This window comes from Collinsella intestinalis, assembly GCF_902501455.1.
Classification (GTDB): domain Bacteria; phylum Actinomycetota; class Coriobacteriia; order Coriobacteriales; family Coriobacteriaceae; genus Collinsella; species Collinsella intestinalis.
The window spans coordinates 45,868-63,875 of record NZ_CABWIC010000003.1 but is presented as its reverse complement, the minus strand read 5'-3'; the positions used below and the strand labels follow the sequence as shown (position 1 = coordinate 63,875).

At 62.3% G+C, this 18,008-nt stretch carries 15 protein-coding genes and 6 tRNA genes; 7 read left to right on the top strand and 14 right to left on the bottom strand.

Annotation, left to right across the window (positions count from 1 at the left end):
• The 3 genes from AOBCEHNH_RS01005 to AOBCEHNH_RS00995 all read right to left on the bottom strand — a co-directional run.
• Window positions 1-605: hypothetical protein (locus tag AOBCEHNH_RS01005; RefSeq protein ID WP_152062828.1), on the bottom strand; the 605-nt coding region annotated here is incomplete at its 3' end.
• A 1,137-nt stretch (window positions 606-1,742) separates the two neighbouring features.
• Entirely contained in the window at window positions 1,743-2,228 is a 486-nt protein-coding gene (gene folB / locus AOBCEHNH_RS01000; protein ID WP_152062827.1) for a dihydroneopterin aldolase, read from the bottom strand.
• 43 nt (window positions 2,229-2,271) lie between these two features.
• Window positions 2,272-2,796: an HD domain-containing protein gene (locus AOBCEHNH_RS00995; RefSeq protein WP_152062826.1), complete on the bottom strand. Its 525-nt coding sequence runs from the start codon at window positions 2,794-2,796 to the stop codon at window positions 2,272-2,274.
• Between the two features lie 265 nt (window positions 2,797-3,061).
• Here AOBCEHNH_RS00995 and AOBCEHNH_RS00990 point away from each other — a divergent pair, with 265 nt between their 5' ends.
• The 5 genes from AOBCEHNH_RS00990 to AOBCEHNH_RS00970 are packed head-to-tail and all read left to right on the top strand — an operon-like array spanning window position 3,062 to window position 6,602.
• A complete protein-coding gene (locus tag AOBCEHNH_RS00990; RefSeq protein ID WP_118103794.1) occupies window positions 3,062-3,442 on the top strand; it encodes a hypothetical protein in 381 nt (126 codons plus the stop codon).
• Window positions 3,432-3,851 (top strand): acetyl-CoA carboxylase biotin carboxyl carrier protein subunit, encoded by a 420-nt coding sequence (locus AOBCEHNH_RS00985; RefSeq protein WP_118103796.1) that lies wholly within the window; start codon window positions 3,432-3,434, stop codon window positions 3,849-3,851. The genes AOBCEHNH_RS00990 and AOBCEHNH_RS00985 overlap by 11 nt, the downstream gene beginning before the upstream one ends.
• A gap of 59 nt (window positions 3,852-3,910) precedes the next feature.
• A complete protein-coding gene (locus AOBCEHNH_RS00980) occupies window positions 3,911-5,029 on the top strand; it encodes a sodium ion-translocating decarboxylase subunit beta (RefSeq protein WP_152062825.1) in 1,119 nt (372 codons plus the stop codon).
• A 15-nt stretch (window positions 5,030-5,044) separates the two neighbouring features.
• Entirely contained in the window at window positions 5,045-5,203 is a 159-nt protein-coding gene (locus AOBCEHNH_RS00975) for an OadG-related small transporter subunit (RefSeq protein WP_182279429.1), read from the top strand.
• A gap of 4 nt (window positions 5,204-5,207) precedes the next feature.
• Window positions 5,208-6,602 (top strand): oxaloacetate decarboxylase subunit alpha, encoded by a 1,395-nt coding sequence (locus tag AOBCEHNH_RS00970; protein ID WP_152062824.1) that lies wholly within the window; start codon window positions 5,208-5,210, stop codon window positions 6,600-6,602.
• 182 nt (window positions 6,603-6,784) lie between these two features.
• Here AOBCEHNH_RS00970 and AOBCEHNH_RS00965 read toward each other — a convergent pair whose 3' ends face one another.
• The 7 genes from AOBCEHNH_RS00965 to AOBCEHNH_RS00935 all read right to left on the bottom strand — a co-directional run bounded on the left by AOBCEHNH_RS00965 (window position 6,785) and on the right by AOBCEHNH_RS00935 (window position 12,214).
• Entirely contained in the window at window positions 6,785-7,660 is an 876-nt protein-coding gene (locus AOBCEHNH_RS00965) for a biotin--[acetyl-CoA-carboxylase] ligase (RefSeq protein ID WP_152062823.1), read from the bottom strand.
• A 106-nt stretch (window positions 7,661-7,766) separates the two neighbouring features.
• A complete protein-coding gene (gene folE, locus AOBCEHNH_RS00960; RefSeq protein WP_152062830.1) occupies window positions 7,767-8,324 on the bottom strand; it encodes a GTP cyclohydrolase I FolE in 558 nt (185 codons plus the stop codon).
• 79 nt (window positions 8,325-8,403) lie between these two features.
• Window positions 8,404-8,988, bottom strand: a complete 585-nt coding sequence (gene nrdG / locus AOBCEHNH_RS00955; protein ID WP_152062822.1) for an anaerobic ribonucleoside-triphosphate reductase activating protein — start codon at window positions 8,986-8,988, stop codon at window positions 8,404-8,406.
• A gap of 222 nt (window positions 8,989-9,210) precedes the next feature.
• Complete coding sequence (gene nrdD / locus AOBCEHNH_RS00950; protein WP_152062821.1) at window positions 9,211-11,433, bottom strand: anaerobic ribonucleoside-triphosphate reductase; 2,223 nt, start codon at window positions 11,431-11,433, stop codon at window positions 9,211-9,213.
• A 510-nt stretch (window positions 11,434-11,943) separates the two neighbouring features.
• Window positions 11,944-12,017: transfer RNA gene (locus tag AOBCEHNH_RS00945), tRNA-Cys, on the bottom strand.
• 43 nt (window positions 12,018-12,060) lie between these two features.
• Window positions 12,061-12,136 (bottom strand) — tRNA-Gly (locus AOBCEHNH_RS00940).
• A gap of 3 nt (window positions 12,137-12,139) precedes the next feature.
• Window positions 12,140-12,214, bottom strand: a tRNA-Val gene (locus AOBCEHNH_RS00935).
• Between the two features lie 297 nt (window positions 12,215-12,511).
• Between AOBCEHNH_RS00935 and AOBCEHNH_RS00930 the strand changes: the two genes are divergently transcribed.
• Together AOBCEHNH_RS00930 and AOBCEHNH_RS00925 are read left to right on the top strand one after the other, a co-directional pair.
• A tRNA-Gly gene (locus AOBCEHNH_RS00930) sits at window positions 12,512-12,587 on the top strand.
• A gap of 46 nt (window positions 12,588-12,633) precedes the next feature.
• Window positions 12,634-12,707: transfer RNA gene (locus tag AOBCEHNH_RS00925), tRNA-Cys, on the top strand.
• 59 nt (window positions 12,708-12,766) lie between these two features.
• On the opposite strand, the gene AOBCEHNH_RS00920 is transcribed toward AOBCEHNH_RS00925, so the two are convergent.
• From AOBCEHNH_RS00920 to AOBCEHNH_RS00905, 4 genes are all read right to left on the bottom strand, one after another.
• On the bottom strand, window positions 12,767-13,495 hold the full coding sequence (locus AOBCEHNH_RS00920) for an anti-sigma factor antagonist (RefSeq protein ID WP_152062820.1): 729 nt from the start codon (window positions 13,493-13,495) through the stop codon (window positions 12,767-12,769).
• Window positions 13,496-13,564: 69 nt separating this feature from the next.
• A complete protein-coding gene (locus AOBCEHNH_RS00915) occupies window positions 13,565-15,868 on the bottom strand; it encodes a SpoIIE family protein phosphatase (RefSeq protein WP_152062819.1) in 2,304 nt (767 codons plus the stop codon).
• A 106-nt stretch (window positions 15,869-15,974) separates the two neighbouring features.
• Window positions 15,975-16,063: transfer RNA gene (locus AOBCEHNH_RS00910), tRNA-Leu, on the bottom strand.
• Between the two features lie 88 nt (window positions 16,064-16,151).
• Window positions 16,152-17,870, bottom strand: a complete 1,719-nt coding sequence (locus AOBCEHNH_RS00905) for an ABC transporter substrate-binding protein (RefSeq protein WP_193221132.1) — start codon at window positions 17,868-17,870, stop codon at window positions 16,152-16,154.
• Window positions 17,871-18,008: the final 138 nt, after the last annotated feature.

Genomic DNA, 18,008 nt, shown 5'->3' with positions numbered 1-18,008 from the left:
GCGTCGGCGAAGACGGCCTCGACGTTCGCGGACTCGCCCTCGACCTTGTAGTCGCCGGGGATGAGGTTCTTGTCGGAGTCGCCGGTCCACTTCCAGCCGGCGAGGACCTTGCCCGCGGGCACCTTGACATAGGGGTCGGCGAAGGAGCGGAACCGGGCGAAGTCGGTCCCGGAATTGTGCGCCACGGTGTTAACGACCTTGCCGCCGACGTAGAAGTTCACGGTCGTGAACTCGACGGGCTTGGCGGCGTCGGCGAAGACGGCCTCGACGTTCGCGGACTCGCCCTCGACCTTGTAGTCGCCGGGGATGAGGTTCTTGTCGGAGTCGCCGGTCCACTTCCAGCCGGCGAGGACCTTGCCCGCGGGCACCTTGAAGGCGCCGTCGGCGGAGGAGCTGAACTGGGCGAAGGCGGTCCCGGACGGGAACGCCGCGGTGGAGACGACCTTGCCGCCGACGTAGAAGTTCACGGTCGTGAACTCGACGGGCTCGCCAGAAGCGTCACGCTCCTGCGCGGAAACCTGGTTCGACAGCGCGAATGCCTGCGACACGGGTGCGATGGTCTGACCAATAGTCAGCGCAGCACACAAGCCCGCGGTGATCGCCACATTTCTTCCTTTTGCAAATTTCATGTAGTACCTCCAAACGTACCAAGCAGTTTGCCGCCGTGCACCTTTTGCACAAAGCTGTCCCACCGGCACTTGCTTTATTTGATTCTAACTAGACTCTGACCAATTTCCAAACCCTCTGGGTTAATGTTTGTTGGCAACAAATATTTCTTTAAACGTATTTGATAGCAATTGCTTATATTTAATATAAATATATTACTAGTAGCATTTTTGATAGGGGCTATATCGTCGTGTTTTCATTTGCAGTCTTGTTCTTTGAGTCATTTTCTTAATTCTTCTTCAAAGAATTATTTGCCCTATCAGATAATATTACCGTTCTCTTCATCACATTTATTTCACTCAATTAAAAGACTGATTCATATTTTCTACATATTTAACTGATGTTCGGCTTGCCAATTTGTCAATCTAGTCCAATGTGCCAATGACAGAGCCGCAAGCGCCGGCCCATTATTATCGCGCGCGAGATCGTTCACGGAGACTCCCCTCCCCCGTTAGCTTCTGGCACTCCCGAACAGACCGTGAAAAGATAGCAAGCCGCGCAGCCTGTGCGCCATGCAAGGACTATCAAGTCGCAAATTGCGCGCCCAACAGAATCGACCATCTCGTAGACGGGGCTACGCTCGCCCCGCTACTCCGAAGGGCGAGCATATAACGGTTTTCCGGATGGCGGGGATAGCTCATCGGGAATCATGTCGCAATCCCGGCCGGCCTTCACTATGAGCTTGCGCACCCAAAGCGCCAGCCACACTCATCCAGCGTCCAAGAATCGCCCCACTATCTCCAAGATCCCAATGTTTGTGGCGCTGCTGGGTCTCACTTTATCTGCACGCCGATGACAGTATGCCCCCCCCCCCACAAAGACGTTTGCACGACGGGCCGTGCTTGAGATAGAGCTTTTCGAACAAATTCGGAACGAGCTCTCCTGCCCCCCCCCCGCAGCTGGAATACATTTGATGGATTCAAAGCAAATCGAGCTTACACCATCCATTGGAACACACGAAAGAAGCTGACGAGGCGATGGGGCCGACCCACGAAGACGTTCCAAAAGCAAGGACCATCTAGCGCCTTTAATTATTAGATCAAGTTTATGAGACGGGCTTCACCTCGCCCTTGTAGCTACGCGCGCGTGCGCTCGATCTCGACGGAGACCGAGCTCAGCGGCAGTCCCACGGGCGCCCAGGGCTTTTCAAGCTTGACGCGCACGCCGTACGCACTCGGATAGCGCCCGAGCAGCATATCGGCCACGCCCTCGGCGGCCGCCTCGATGAGCTTGAACGTATGCGCGCGCATGAACTCGTCGATGGCATGGGCCGCCTCGCCGTAATGAATCGAGGCCGACAAGTCGTCGGTCTCGCCGGCTCGGCGCGTGTCAGTGTAGAACGTCACACTCACCACGAACTTCTGGCCAAGGGCGTTCTCCTCCGGGAACACGCCGTGATTGGCAAACACCTCAAGGCCCTCAATCGAAATGCGGTCGAGGGCCCGAAGGTGCTCGGGTTCCACATGCGCGAGCTGGCGGCGCGTGGCGGGAAGGCCGGCATCGCGGCAAGCAAGCGTGCCGCGGTCGTCCACGATGTTCTCAGGCAGATGCTTCGTATCCATGATGTGCTCCTTTGACGATACGCGTCCCCAGCGGGACGCGCGCTTATATATCCATGGACAGGTTCTTGCGCTCTTCCGACCAATAGCAGGCGTCACGAGCCGCACAGGAAAAACAGGCGCGCGAACGGCCGTCGGCCTCCTTGATGAGACGCGCGAGGACATCGGCCGTGGCAGGCCCCTCATGCGCATCCCCCTCCCGTCCCGCAAGGGCCCCGCGATGGCCCCCCACCGCGTACAAGATCGCCGCGCGGTCGGTCCCACTGAAACGCAAGGGCTCGGGCAGAGCGTCCAAGACCTCGACCGCGACGCGCGTTCCTGCCTCATCATGGGGCTCTCCCGTCTGATACTGGGCGGCACGCCCGATATCGTGCAGCAGCGCCGCGGCATAGACCACATCCCGACGCAGGCCGCAGCCCCTCTCGAGATTGAGAATCCAGGCGATGCGGGCGACATCGAGCAGATGGGGCAACCCATGGCGGCAAAAAACCCGATCGACCTCCGCGGCTTCGATCCCCGACAGACAGCGGGTGAACAGCTCACTCTCAGCGATCGCGGCTATGCGTTCCATGTTCGCCCCCAAACGTCGACACTCGTTTCCATGTTGTACCCAATACGGCGTGCGCGGCACGGCCGAGACGGCAAAACGGCGCGAACACAACGCAAGGTGTTTCGCCAGTGCTAAAACGAAACACCACCGCCCCGGCCAATTCCTACCAGTCACCGAAGATGGCGCTTGCAAGCGCCACAATTCCTACAAATCTCGCTAGCATGGGCCTTCGTGAGGTTGTGCGCCGACTCCGATCGAACGCGCATCGCACGGGAAAGGAAGGGCCATGGGACTACGCTCTTGGATCAAACGCCACACGGGTCATGGGGAACAGAAGCCTTCAGCTGAAGCCCCGATCGCCGTCACCGCCGCGACGACGGACGCCGCCAACGCCGCCGATCGCGACGGAGACGCCTGGGAACCGCTTCCGGCATTTCTCCCCGTCGACCCGCGCGAGCATCAGCACGTGTGCGTCATCGCGTCGGCTATCGCCGCGGGGGATCACCCCAGCAGCGAGTTTCGCGTGAAGCGCGTGCTCGTCGCAAATCCCGAGTACCGCACGGTCTCGGTCATCGCCACGGCACTCGCCGCCGGCGCGCTCGAGAAGAGCTCATTTACGGTCAAGAACATCTACAAGATGAAAGAGGAGGGCAGCCATGCTGCGTAAATTCAAGATCTCCGTCGACGGAACCCAGTACTTGGTCGAGATGGAGGAGGTCGGCGCCCCCACCCCGACCCCGGCAGACGCCGCCCCCGCCGCAAGCGCCGCACCTGCGCCCACCCCGGCGCCGGCTGCCGCCCCGGCTCCCGCACCCGAGCCCGCCCCGGCACCTGCCGCCGCCCCAGCTCCCGTGGCGGCGGGCTCCCATGCCCAGACCGCGCCCATGCCCGGCACCATCCTCGATATCCACGTGAAAGTCGGCGACGTCGTCACCGCCAATCAGCCCGTCATGATCCTCGAGGCCATGAAGATGGAGAACGAGGTCGTCGCCGAGCAGGCGGGCACCATCGCTTCCATCAACGTCGAGAAGGGCGCCATGGTGAACCCGGGCGACACGCTCTTCACCCTCGCCTAAGCGCACCCACTCCGACGCGCCGCCGATGAGGCGGCGCTTTTATCCAGAAACGAGGCACTATGGAAATCCTACTCGACGGCGTGCAGGCGCTAATCGCCGAGCCGGGGCGCATCGCGATGATCCTCATCGGCTGCGTCCTCATGTACCTGGGCATCAAGAAGGAGTACGAGCCCACGCTTCTCGTGCCCATGGGACTCGGCACCATCCTGGTGAACATCCCCGCATCCGGCGTCCTCATGACCGGCACCGAGCCCGGACCGTTCCAGATCCTGTTCGACGCCGGCATCGAGACCGAACTGTTCCCGCTGCTGCTGTTCATCGGCATCGGCGCTATGATCGACTTCGGCCCGCTGCTCGCCAACCCGTTCCTGCTGTTGTTCGGCGCGGCTGCGCAGTTCGGCATCTTCTTCGTGACCATCGTGGCCACGGGCGTGTTCGGCTTCGACATCGCCGACGCCGCCTCCGCGGGCATCATCGCCGCCGCGGACGGCCCCACCTCGATCTTCGTGGCCAACTCGCTCGGTTCGAAGTACATGGGCGCGATCATGGTCGCGGCGTACTCCTACATGGCGCTCGTCCCCATCATCCAGCCCATCGCCATCAAGGCCTGCACCACCAAGAAGGAGCGCGCCATCCGCATGACCTACCGCCCCGGCCAGGTCTCGCAGACGGCCAAGATCCTCTTCCCCGTCACCATCTGCGTGGTCGCCGGCCTCATCGCCCCGGTGTCCCTGCCGCTCGTGGGCTTCCTCATGTTCGGCAACCTCCTGCGCGAGTGCGGCGTGCTCAACTCGCTTTCCGCCTCCGCCCAAAACGAACTCGTGAACCTCATCTCCATCCTTTTGGGCCTGTGTGTCTCCGTGAAGATGGAGTACAGCGAGTTTTTGCAGTTCGACACGCTCATCATCATGGGCCTCGGCCTCATCGGCTTCATCATGGACTCCGTGGGCGGCGTCATGTTCGCCAAGTTCCTGAACCTGTTCCGCAAGGAGAAGATCAACCCCATGGTGGGTGCCGCGGGCATCTCCGCCTTCCCCATGGCCTCCCGCGTGGTGCAAAAGCTCGCCACCGAGGAGGATCCCGGCAACTTCATCCTCATGCAGGCCGCTGCCGCCAACGTGGCCGGTCAGATCGCCTCGGTCGTCGCCGGCGGTCTCGTCCTCGGCCTTCTGCTCTAGAAAGGGGTGCTGGCAATGACCGATCTCATCGCATCGCTCGGACTTTCCGCCGACTTGTCCCTCGCCATCCAGATCCTCATCTTGGGTTGGGGCGGCATCTTCATCGTCATGTTCGTCATCTACGTGATCTCGCTCGCCCTCGCCCGACTCTTCCCGCCGTCGAAGGAGGCGTAAAGCCATGACTCGCAAGATTCGCTTCATGGAGACCGTCCTGCGCGACGGCCAGCAAAGTCAGATCGCCACGCGCATGCCCATCGAGGACATGCTCCCCATCCTCGAGACGCTCGACGGCTGCGGCTTCGAGTCCCTCGAGGTCTGGGGCGGCGCCACGTTCGACAGCTGCCTGCGCTACCTGAACGAGGACCCGTGGGAGCGCTTGCGCACCATTCGCGCCCACGTCAAGAACACCAAGCTGCAGATGCTGCTGCGCGGCCAGAACCTGCTCGGCTACCGCAACTACGCCGACGACGTGGTCGAGGCCCTCGTGAAGAAATCCGTGGAGAACGGCATCGACGTCATCCGCATCTTCGACGCGCTGAACGACACCCGCAACCTTACAACCTCCATCCGCGCCGCCAAGGAGGCGGGCGGCGAGGTCCAGGCCGCCATCTCCTACACCACGAGCGACGTGCACACCGTGCGCTACTTCGTGAGCCTGGCCAACGAGATGGCCCGCGCCGGCGCCGACTCGATCTGCATCAAAGACATGGCCGGCGTCCTCACCCCCGATGTTGCCTTCGAGCTCGTAAGCGAAATCAAGGCATCGTGCGACCTGCCCCTGCAGGTGCACACGCACGGCACCGCCGGCATCGCCCAGATGACCTACCTCAAGGCCGTCGAGGCAGGTGCCGACATCATCGACACCTGCTCCTCCCCCTTCGCGGAGGGCACGAGCCAACCCGCCACCGAGTCCATGGCCATCGCCCTTGAGGCCCTCGGCTACAAGACCGGTCTGGACATCGAGAAGCTCGAGGCAGTGGCCGCGCACTTCCTGCCCATCCGCAACCGCTTTTTGGACGAGGGCGGCCTGAACCCCAAGGTCATGGCCGTCGAGCCCAAGGCGCTGCTGTACAAGGTCCCCGGCGGCATGCTCTCCAACCTGCTCGCCAACCTGAAGGACATGCATGTGGAGGACAAGTACGCCGAGGTCCTGGCCGAGGTCCCGCGCGTCCGCGCCGACCTGGGCTACCCGCCGCTCGTAACCCCGCTGTCCCAGATGGTGGGCTCCCAGGCCCTCATGAACGTCATCTCCGGCGAGCGCTACAAAGTCGTCCCCGCCGAGATCAAGGACTACGTGCGCGGCCAGTACGGCCGTCCGCCCGTGACCATCTCCGAGAAGATCCGCCGCCAGATCATCGGCGACGACGAGGTCATCACCTGCCGTCCGGCCGACCTGATCGAACCCGCGATGCCGCGCCTGCGCGAGGAGATCTCGCAATACGCCCGCTCGGAGGAGGACGTGCTGTCCTATGCCCTGTTCCCCGAGCAGGCACGCGACTTCCTGGGTCGCCGCGAGGATCCGTTCTACGACGTCCCCGTCCAAGAGGTCAACGTCTCCATCGACGTGGCGTAAAGACCGCGCAACATAGCGTTTCCCTACGGCGGGCGCCCGCATCTCCTTCGCGGGCGCCCGCATTTTCATGCTCGACCTCCTTGCCCGGTCGAACAACGGCTTGCCCGCGCGTCCCGAACGCACCGTGGCCCGCGACGGCAACGTCGCGGGCCACGGACCACGTTCTATGAAGCGGGTAGGGTCTACGCCGGACGGATGCAGACATCCACGGCGTCATAGGTGTCCACGATGCCCCCATCGTGCGAAACGAGTGCGTGGCCATACCCATCGACGCCCAAGAACAGCCCACAGACCAACTCCTCGCCCTCGATGGTGATGACGCGGACCCGCGTGCCGATAAACGCCAACGAGGCGTTATATGCGGCAAGCAGCGGCGCCAGAGGGCCTTCGGCTCCGCCACGCACGGGATCTTTGATCCAACGATCGACCTCGGCGCTCGACGTCTGCTGCGCGGAGCTATCCGGGCTCGGGTATTTGCGATTCCAACGGTCGGCCGCCGACCAGCCCTCCACGAACTTGAGGATGCCGTCTCGAATGGCATCGGCAAGGACGTCCAAATCGGGACAGGAGGCCCCGGGGGCGAGGGCGTCGCGCAGTCCCGTCGCCGGCAGCGGAGCCAAGGCGCCGTCACTCGCAGGGAGCTCGAGGGTCTCGATGTTCACACCGATGCCGCACACGGCGAACGCGCCCTCGTCGGACATGGCGAGCTCCGTGAGCACGCCCGCGAGCTTGCGGCCACCCACGACGATGTCGTTGGGCCACTTGAGACGCGCGCCCGGGCAACCCGCCTCACGCAAAGCGCCCATGGCGCCCATCGCACAGGCAACGGGCAAAGCGGGCAACGCGGTGGCGGACACATCGGGCCTGAGAAGAACCGAGAGATACAGGCCTCCGGCGGGAGACGCCCACACATGGGTGCGCTGACCACGGCCGGCAGTCTGAACGCGTGCACGAAGGGCGGCGCCATGCGGCGCGCCCTCACGGCCGCGTCTCTTCATTTCGGCATTGGTCGAACCGATCTCATCGACCACCTCGATGAGCGGCAGATTCTCCCCCATCTCGATCCCCTCTTCCGCTGGAGGCCCCTCGCATATGCGAATAAGGCGGCGCGGGCGGGTACTCCCGCCAACGCGCCGCCTCAGCAGATTCAGCGGGTAAAACACCCTACCTGTCTAGCATACGGAAAAATCTTGCCTCGAGCTCTGGGTTTTCGACGAACGCACCCCTACGGGCGAGAGTGGCGGTTTTTGTGCCCGGTTTTTGGACACCGCGCATGGTCATGCACATATGCTCGGCCTCCATGTACACGATGGCACCCTTGCAGTCGAGCTCGGCCATGAGCGCATCGGCGACCTGCGCGGTCAGCTGCTCCTGCAGCTGCAGACGACGGGCAAAGACCTCGACCGTGCGGGCAAGCTTGGAAAGTCCCGCAACGCGACCGTTGGGAATGTAGCCGATGGCCGCCTTGCCGTAGAACGGCAGCATATGGTGCTCGCACAGCGAGTAGAAGGTGATGTCGCGCTCGATGACGAGGTCGTCGCCGGAGACGGCGAAGGTCTTGGACAGATGCTCGGAAGCGCTTCGGTCCATGCCGTCGCAAAGCTCGGAATACATGCGCGCAACGCGGTCGGGTGTCTCGACAAGCCCCTCGCGCGTGGGGTCCTCGCCGATACCCTCGAGCAGCAGGCGAACCGCCTCGCGCACCTTGTCCTGATCGACCATCTCTACCAGCTTTCCTCGCACCACGGGGTGCCTCGCGACTCAATCTGCAAGATATGGTACCACGCGTCGACAACCGCGCTTAATCCATCGCGTGCGTGGCGTAAACGCGCTCATCCCCCCATAGGCGCACGGCGTCCGCAGGGGCAATCCCCGCCGCAACGGCCTCGAGCGTCTCGGGCATGTCGATGAGGCGTTGATTCGAAGATCCCCGGAAACGAAGCGTGATGTCATGCAGGTCCTGCACGAAGGGGCCATCCACCAAAACATCCACGCACCTCAAGATGCGATCGGTGAACTCAGTGTGATGGCGGCCACCGTCCACGAGCTCCACATCCCAGGTATCCCCCGTGAAGCACCATATGGTCTTGCCACTCTCGCGCGGAAACTCATCACGCACGCGCTCGACGAAGGCGACGAGTCCTTCCTGATTATCCGGCTCCATGGGTTCGCCGCCCAAAATGGTCAGGCCGTCGACATACGCCGGGCGCAGGCTCTCGATGATCTCGTCGGCCACCTCGGCCGTGAACGGCTTGCCCGCGGCGAAGTTCCACGCCACCTCGTTGAAGCAGTTCTTACACCCCCGGCGGCATCCGGACACGAACAGCGTCGTACGAACCCCCTCGCCGTTGGCGATATCGAAATGCTTGATCTCAGCGTAGTTCATGAGCCCGATTCCTCCTCAAGAGCCCTCATGCGTCAGCCCGAGGCCCTAGCAGCACAGCCCCACATAACCATAGCAACTGCAGGGCAAGAGCAGGGGCTGTCCGGGCGCATACCATCCGTCGCGAGTTCCGCACGAACAGAAGGCCCGGTGGGGCCTTCGTCGTGAGCAGGGCTGCCCGAGCAGCGGATGGTATGCGCCCGGACAGCCCGCCAGGATCGCCCCCTACAGATGCAGCACGCGATCGCGAATCTCCTCGGTACGGCCCTGATTCCAGAACTGCGTACCGATATAGCCGCACGTACGGCGGGCGACGTTCAGCGTCTCCTGGTTGCGGTTGCCGCAATGCGGGCACTCCCACACCAACTTGCCGTCGTCCTCCACGATCTTAATCTCACCGTCGAAGCCGCACTCCTGGCAGTAATCGCTCTTGGTGTTCAGCTCCGCGTACATGATGTTGTCGTAGATGTACTGCATGACGCGGATGACGGCCTTGAGGTTGTCCTGCATGTTGGGCACCTCGACGTAGGAGATGGCGCCGCCCGGGGACAGGCGCTGGAACTGGCTCTCGAACTTGAGCTTGTCGAACGCGTCGATCTCCTCGGACACATGGACGTGGTAGCTGTTGGTGATGTAGCCCTTATCCGTCACGCCGGGGATGATGCCGAAGCGGCGCTGCAGGCACTTGGAGAACTTGTAGGTGGTGGACTCGAGCGGGGTACCGTAGATGGAGTAGTCGATATCCTCGGCGGCCTTCCACTCGTTGCACTTGTCGTTCATGCGCTGCATGACCGCCATGGCGAACGGCGTGCCATGCTCGTCGGTGTGGCTCGCGCCCGTCATGTACTTCACACACTCATACAGGCCGGCATAACCCAGGCTGATGGTGGAATACCCGCCAAAGAGCAGCTTGTCGATCTTCTCGCCCTTATCCAGGCGTGCCAGGGCGCCATACTGCCACAGGATCGGGGCGGCGTCGGACAGGGTGCCCAGCAGGCGCTCGTGGCGGCAACGCAGGGCGCGATGGCACAGCTCCAGGCGCTCATCGAAGATCTCCCAGAACTTGTCCATGTCGCGCTGGGAGGAGAGAGCCACATCAGGCAGGTTGATGGTCACAACGCCCTGATTGAAACGACCATAGTACTTGGGTTTGCCGGGCTCGTAATTCTTGGCGCGGGCAACATTGTCATAGCCGTTACCCGTGCGATCGGGCGTGAGGAAGCTGCGGCAGCCCATGCAGGTGTAGCAATCGCCGTTGCCCTCGGTCTCGCCCTTGGAGAGCTTGAACTCGCGCATCTTCTTCTCGGAGATGTAATCGGGCACCATGCGCTTGGCGGTGCACTTGGCCGCGAGCTGGGTCAGGTAAAAGTACTCGGAGCCCTCGTAGACGTTATCCTCCTCGAGGACGTAGATGAGCTTGGGGAACGCGGGGGTGATCCACACGCCCGCCTCGTTCTTCACGCCCTCGTAGCGCTGGCGCAGGGTCTCCTCGATGATCATGGCAAGATCGCGCTTCTCGGCCTCGCTGCGGGCCTCATTGAGGTACATGAACACCGTCACGAAGGGAGCCTGGCCGTTGGTGGTCATGAGGGTGACGACCTGGTACTGGATGGTCTGAACGCCACGGCGAATCTCGTCGCGCAGGCGGGTCTCCACGACCTCGGAGACCTTCTCCTCAGGCGCCTCGACCCCGAGCTCCTTGAGCTCGGCATCGACCTGGCGGCGGATCTTTTGACGGCTCACCTCGACGAACGGGGCGAGATGCGTGAGCGAGATGGATTGGCCGCCGTACTGGCACGAAGCGACCTGGGCGATGATCTGCGTGGCGATGTTGCAGGCGGTGGAGAAGCTGTGCGGGCGCTCGATGAGCGTGCCGGAGATGACCGTGCCGTTCTGCAGCATGTCCTCGAGATTCACGAGGTCGCAGTTGTGCATGTGCTGGGCGAAATAGTCGGAATCATGGAAATGGATGATGCCCTCGTTGTGGGCCTCGACGATCTCGGCGGGCAGGAGCACGCGCTGCGTGAGGTCCTTGGAGACCTCACCGGCCATATAGTCGCGCTGCACGGAGTTGACCGTGGGGTTCTTATTGGAGTTCTCCTGCTTGACCTCTTCGTTGTTGCACTCGATAAGGGACAAGATCTTATCGTCCGTGGTGTTCTTCTGGCGCTTGAGGCCCTGGACGTAGCGATAGATGATGTAGCGGCGAGCGACCTCAAAGCGGTCGAGGGCCATGATCTCATCCTCGACCATGTCCTGGATCTCCTCGACGGAGACGGTGTGGCCGGCGGACTCGCAGCGATCGGCGACGTTCTGCGCGGCGTAGACCACCTGGCGATCGGTGAGGCGCTCGGCCTCCTTGACCTCGCTGTTGGCGCCCTTGATGGCGTCGATGATCTTCTGGATGTCGAAGTTGACCTCAGAACCGCTGCGCTTGATGATCTTCATGGCGTTCCTCCGCGAATCGCTCTACTAACCCGTACATGCCACAATGATGGGAAAACCTCGGCTCCACACGATATGACAGCGCGCGGACAAACCGAGGCCATAAGTTGCCTGGGACAGTATGATAGGCCATTTTTGCATCAATATCTGGTATCACTTTTTTAGACCAACACTATATATTGTGTTTCAGCAGGTCAGAGATAATGTGCTGACTTCTTCCCGCATTCAAATCTGCGAACCTGCGGGACGCCGAAAACAAGACGTAGGCGCCCAACCTGCGCGGATGCAAAAACAGCGACGCAAAAGGCCGGCGGGGTGTCCATAACTTCTCCGCTTGACACGGGACGATCGCCTCGAGGCATGCTGGGCGAATCATGATCGGCCTACATGTTGTGCGCAGCGCGCAACCAAGCTCCCCCACGAATAACGGAGCCAGAGGTCCGGTCGCGAAGAGGTCGCATGGATTCGCCAAAAGAAAACGGACGCCCCGAAGGACGCCCGTTTACAATGCTATGGAGGCGAAGCCCGGATTCGAACCGGGGGTAAAGGCTTTGCAGGCCTCTGCCTTACCACTTGGCCACTTCGCCGTATATGCAAAGGGCCGATTGAAATCGGCCCCGGCACATTCAATGGAGCGGACAACGGGGCTCGAACCCGCGACCCCAACCTTGGCAAGGTTGTGCTCTACCAACTGAGCCATGTCCGCATGTGGTGGGCGATACAAGATTTGAACTTGTGACCCCTTCCGTGTCAGGGAAGTGCTCTCCCCCTGAGCTAATCGCCCGTCTCAGGTGTGCGCCTCAGCGCGGGATTAACTATAGCCGAGCGGAATTTCAGATGCAACAACATTTTTCAAAATTTTTGAAATCGTTTGGTTTTCCCTGGTAGAACGCGAGAACCGACCAATTTCCCGCACCTTTGCAGAGCGCATCGCATCATATTGCCGTATGCGGAGCCCACATCCGACCGTCCACAAACGGCCCTCCCCCTCCGACGAAAGCCTCTCCGAAAACCAGTTTCCATTATTTTCAAATGAGGCCTTGCGCTTGAACGGGCGATTGCGTATAGTACTTCTTCGCAAGCGGACATGGCTCAGTTGGTAGAGCACAACCTTGCCAAGGTTGGGGTCGCGGGTTCGAGCCCCGTTGTCCGCTCCATTGCATTTGAGGAGCCGGTTGTTTCAATCGGCTCTTTTCATATCACGGCGGCTTGGCCAAGTGGTAAGGCAGAGGCCTGCAAAGCCTTTACCCCCGGTTCGAATCCGGGAGCCGCCTCCATCGCAGCATCAACGGGCGTCCCATGGGGCGCCCGTTTTGCATAGGGCGGCTCTTTGCCCCTATCCCACCAGCTTGATCAGACGGACCTGCGTACCCGGAGCATCCGCACGGCGTCGAACCTCCACGCTGTCCACGAGCATGCGCATGAGCTTGATGCCGCGACCGCGTTCGAGGCTCTCGGCGGGCTCCTCCCCGTCTGCGATCTCATAGCCGCAACCGCAGTCTCGCACCTCGATGATCACGCGATCGGGATATGCATAGACGCTCATGGAACCGCCCTCGCCGCCGCAGGCATGGTCGTACGCGTTGGAAAGCGCCTCCCCCGCCGCAAGCGCCACATCGAAGCACTCCTCACGCGTGAGCGGAAGCGTGCCCAAAAGCTCCGCCACGCGATGGCGGTATTCGGCAAGGTGCTCGACACCCCGCTGGATGGTGAAGCTCTTGCTCCACAGCGGCGGTACATCGGGTGCTATGACCGGGATTGCGGGGCGCTCGACGGTCGATACATGCAGGATGTCGATCAGGCGCGCGATCTGCAAAAAACGCGCGACATCGGGAGATGCGTTCACGAGCGACAGGAGCCCCTCGCGCCCGTAGAGGGCGCGGGCGCGCGACAGCAAGAAGGCGAGGCCCGTCGAATCGATGAACGTCACGTTCTGGCAGTTCACCAAGATGCGACGCACGCCGCTGTCGATCAGGGCGTCGACCTGCTCGCGCAGGCGCGGCACCGACGCGAGGTCGATGTCGGTCGTGGGCGCGATGACGGCTATGTCGTTCCATTCATTCATGCTGCTATGGTTCCCCAAACTCCCCCATCCGATACGCCGTCCCACCGCGGGACGGCCTCGCACACGGCCCTAGGACTCGTCCATGCGCAGCGCGACGAGAGCGATATCGTCGTCGAGCGCGGAACCGGTGAACGCATCGAGTTCCGCCAGGACCTTTGAGCACAGACCGTCGATGCCGGCGGAAGCGGAGCGCAGCAGAGTCTCTCGCAAGCGGGCCTCGCCGAAAAAGCCGCCCGAAGCATCACGGGCCTCGATGGCGCCGTCGGTATACATGAACAGGATGTCGCCGGGATTGAAGGCGAACGCGCCGTTCTCATACACCATGGAGGGGAACGCCCCCACAACGCCCGACTGAACGCTCAACAGCTCCGCCTCGACGCCGCCGGACGCATCCCGTCTCAGCAGCATGGTGGGCGGATGGCCCGCCGAGCAATAGGTCGCCCTGCCGTGACGCAGATCGATCTTGGCGATGAACACCGTCACGAAGGTCTCCACCCTCGAAAAGCTCATGAGCATGCGGTTGAGTGAGCGCGCCATGCGCGCGGGGCTCGAACCCTCCCATGCATAGGCGGTGAGCGCCGTCTTGACGAGGGCCGACATCGAGGCGGCCTCGACGCCCTTGCCCGACACGTCGCCCAAGATCATGACAGCGCGGTCATCGGGCAAACGGATAAGCGTGTAGAAATCGCCGCCCACAAGCGCCTGGCGCGTAGCGGACGAGTAGAGCGAATCTGTCGTGATGCCGGGGACGGAGCCGAGGTCGTTGCGCATGCCGGCCTGCAGCGTCTGCGCGATGCGGCGCTCGCTCTTCTGCTGCAGGGCGCCCTCCATGATGAGCTCGAAATCGTGCGCTACGTGCGTGAGGTAATCGAATTCCATGTCGTCGACGGGCTCTTGGGAGCCATCACGCAACAAGAGGAAGCGACGCGGCGGAAGCACCGTGGAGAAGGGGCCCGCGTCCTCGACGAACACCGCCTCCTCCAAATTGGGACCATTATCCATAAACACGCCCTGGCACGGCAGACCGTGGCGCTCGAGCCACTCGCCAATCCACGTGATGCGGTCGACACGGGCCAGCCTGATCTGCTTGGGGTCCTCCGTGACGGAAAGCGGCCCCGTGTCCGCGTTGAAGGCGTCGGAGCGTGACGAGGCGCCCACGCGAGCGGCGGGCGCGGTCACAGAGAAGAACATCTCGTCGGCGTCGCACGGCAGGTCGATGCGGCGCCCGCCATCGAGCTCGATGATGTAGACGCCGCGCTCCATGTCATTCAACACAGGCAGCAAGCGGCAGGAGAGTTGCTCGAGGACCTCCTCTATCATCTCGCGCCATGCGGCAACCGGATCCGACCCTGCGGCGTACAAGGCCTCGCGAATGCGCGTGAGCGACCGTGTGAGGCCGGCCGTGCGGGCGGCTCGCAGGGAGCTCACCACGCCGACCAATTCGATGGAGAGATAGTCGCAGATGACCTCGAGCACACGCACGTCGGATACCCGCGGCGAACAGGGCCGCGTCCATCCGAGCTCGACGATGCCGAGCACCTGCGTGCCGAAGTAGACGGGAACGGCGATGAGCGTCTTGAAAGGCGGCATGTCCTGGCTGCGGACATTATGACGGATGCGCGCATCCAGATCGTAAAACGATCCGGGGACCGTCGGGTCGTCCGGATCACCGGGAACGAGCGAGATGCGGCACGCCCGCTGCTCGCGCAGGACGTGCGTCGCCACACCAGCGCCATAGGGAATGAACGCCGGAACACGGGAGCCCATGAGGCCGCGGCTCACGCCGCGCAGCTTGAATCCGCCACTCTCGGCGAAATAGATCGTCGTGCCCGCGGCGTCGAGCGTCTCGGCCATACGATTCAAAACGGTATCGAGCAACGTGGGCATATCGTTGGAACCCACCGTGGACATGATCACGGACAGCGTGCCTGAAAGGCGCTTGTTCGCCGCTTTGAGCTCAGACAACAGGCGCTGCGTCTTGCGGTCGTAGGCGTACTGCTCCTCGAGGCTCCTGATGGCCACGACATAGCGATGCGCATGTCCCCCCTCGCCCTCGGGGGTCCCGGAAAGCTCGATGGCGCGCACGCGGACGGGAATGAAGGAGCCGTCCGCAAGTTTGAGCATGAGCGTGTTCTCGGAACCGTCTGCCGTGAAGGGCACCTTGTGGCCCATTGAGCGCTCAAATGAAACGCTATACAGCAAGTCCTTGATGTCGGCGCCGACGACCTGCTCCCTGCCGATCTTCCCTAGCGAGAGCATCTGGCGGTTCACATGGGCGACCGTGCCGTCGGCGTCGCAGATGGCGACGGCGTCGCTCGTCACCTCGACGAGTCGGGCGACATCACTCAATTCCTCGTTGTGCATGCGTTCCATGCGCATCCTCCCGCCGACTCGACACGGCACGGGCGCGCTCATCGCACGACCGCGTGCGATAGATAGTAAAAAACCCAAACCCCGAAGGGTTTGGGTACTGTTCACGTGGTGTCGGAGGCGGGACTTGAACCCGCATGACCAAAATCGGTCACTAGCACCTCAAGCTAGCGCGTCTGCCAATTCCGCCACTCCGACGTTCGCAACAGGGAGTATATTAACCTGGATTCCGCCGACTGTGCAAGTCTTTTTTCCAAAAAAGTTAGAAATATTTTTCCAGACGCCATTACACCAGCTCAGAGGCAAAAAGATCGATCTTTCCGAAGGCGTCGACGGCAGAAGCGGCAACACGGTCGGACGCGATCTTGGTATATGCCGGGTGCGCGAGCGGGATGAGGGGCAGGCTCTCCCCCGCCATGGATAGGGCATCTTGGATCAGCGCACGGCGGGTTGCGACGTCTATCGTCCGGCGCGCCTCGGCGAGAACGTGGTCGAGCCGCTCGTCTCGATACACGCTGATTCCCGCCGACGATCGATCATATGTGAGCAGCTCATCCGCAATCGCCTCGAGAGCGGGCACGGGCGGCTCAAGAGTTCTCAGCGCGCAATCGAACTCGGCGGAGCGATAGCGCTTCACAAAATCATCCGTATCCAACGCCTCGGTCTTGACCGAGAACCCAGCGGCCTCGAGATCGCGCACGACATGCGCCACCACCCGGGCGCCCGTTCCTCCCTTGCGGTAGATCAGATCGAGATCGAGCGGATCGGGCAAGGGCGCATCGGTCTCGGTGCCCTCTTCGGCAGAACCCTCCCCTTCCACGGGATCATTCTGCAGCGCCGCGAGCTTGGCGGCCTCGACCAGCTGAAGCGAACCCTCAGGATCGTACGTGCACGCATCCCAGGGCTGTATCTCGGCAACGCGAGGGGAAATGGGACCGAGGGCGGGCTCGCCGCTGAATTTGAGCACCTTGCGACACAGGGCCTCGCGATCGACGGAAAGACAGGCGGCACGACGCATCTCGGGGCGGGAAAACACCCCGGACACGCAGTTGAGGGAGAGATAGAGCAAGCCGCCCTCGACCCCGTGCGCAAGACGGGCATCCACCGCCATCGAACGGCCGTCAGGAGCGGGGGTCGCGATATCCTCGGCGTCAGAGAGCTGGTCGACGGGAACGTCGGTGATATCGATATTGCCAGCTCGGAACTGCTTGTACGCCGCGACCGTGTCAGCCATGGGGTCGAGCAAGACGCCCGCGGTAAGCGGCGCGCCGATGGCGCAGTCGGCGAAAGACGCGAGCATCACACCGCGCCCGCGCTCCCACGGGTACTTGAGGGCAAAAGGCCCGTTGCCAACAGGCTTCAAGGCAAATGCCTCGGGATCAGCCAATGCCGCGGCGGGGACGGGACCCAGCGCGGGATGAGCCGTCACGTGATCGAAATATGGACACGGCTGGGTGAGGGTGACCACGAAGGTGGCATCATCGGGGCAGCGAAGACCGACCATCTCCGAAGCCCGACCCGCGCGCAGCGCCGCGTAGCCATCAACCAGGTGCAGCAACGAACCCCACCGCCCGAACAAGGGCTCGGCATCAGATGCGCTCTCACCGCTGGGAATGGCGCGTACAAGGCGCTCCCATGCGATCTTGAAAGACGATGCGGTCACGCGCTCCCCATTGTGAAAGACAGCGTGCGCCGGAAGCTTGAACGTGAACGTGCACGCGTCGTCTGAGACGGCGCACGACAGCGCAGCGCCGGGGACAAGCTCCCCGTTGGCATCGAACCGCATCAGGGGCGTGAAAACGGCGGAGAGCACCTGCAGGCCCGCACGATCTTGAACCAGCAGGGGATCGACCTCGGAAAGCTTCCCAACACGGCATTTCAACCAGGATGCGGGGACGGTCTCCGCACCACCTTGGGATCCGCCCTCCTGCCCCCCGCACGCGGAGAGCGCGGACATCGCGGCGATGCCCATGGCCGCACCGCAAAGGGTTCGTCTATCGATCATCAAAAGTCCTCCCGGCTTTCGCGCGGTTGCATATTGCATCCACTCTAAACGAAATGAGCGCGCAAGGACCGACATTCCACGCACTATTCAGGCGGCGCATCGAGGCACTTCACCCTGTTCGGTAAAAAGAAGGACCCG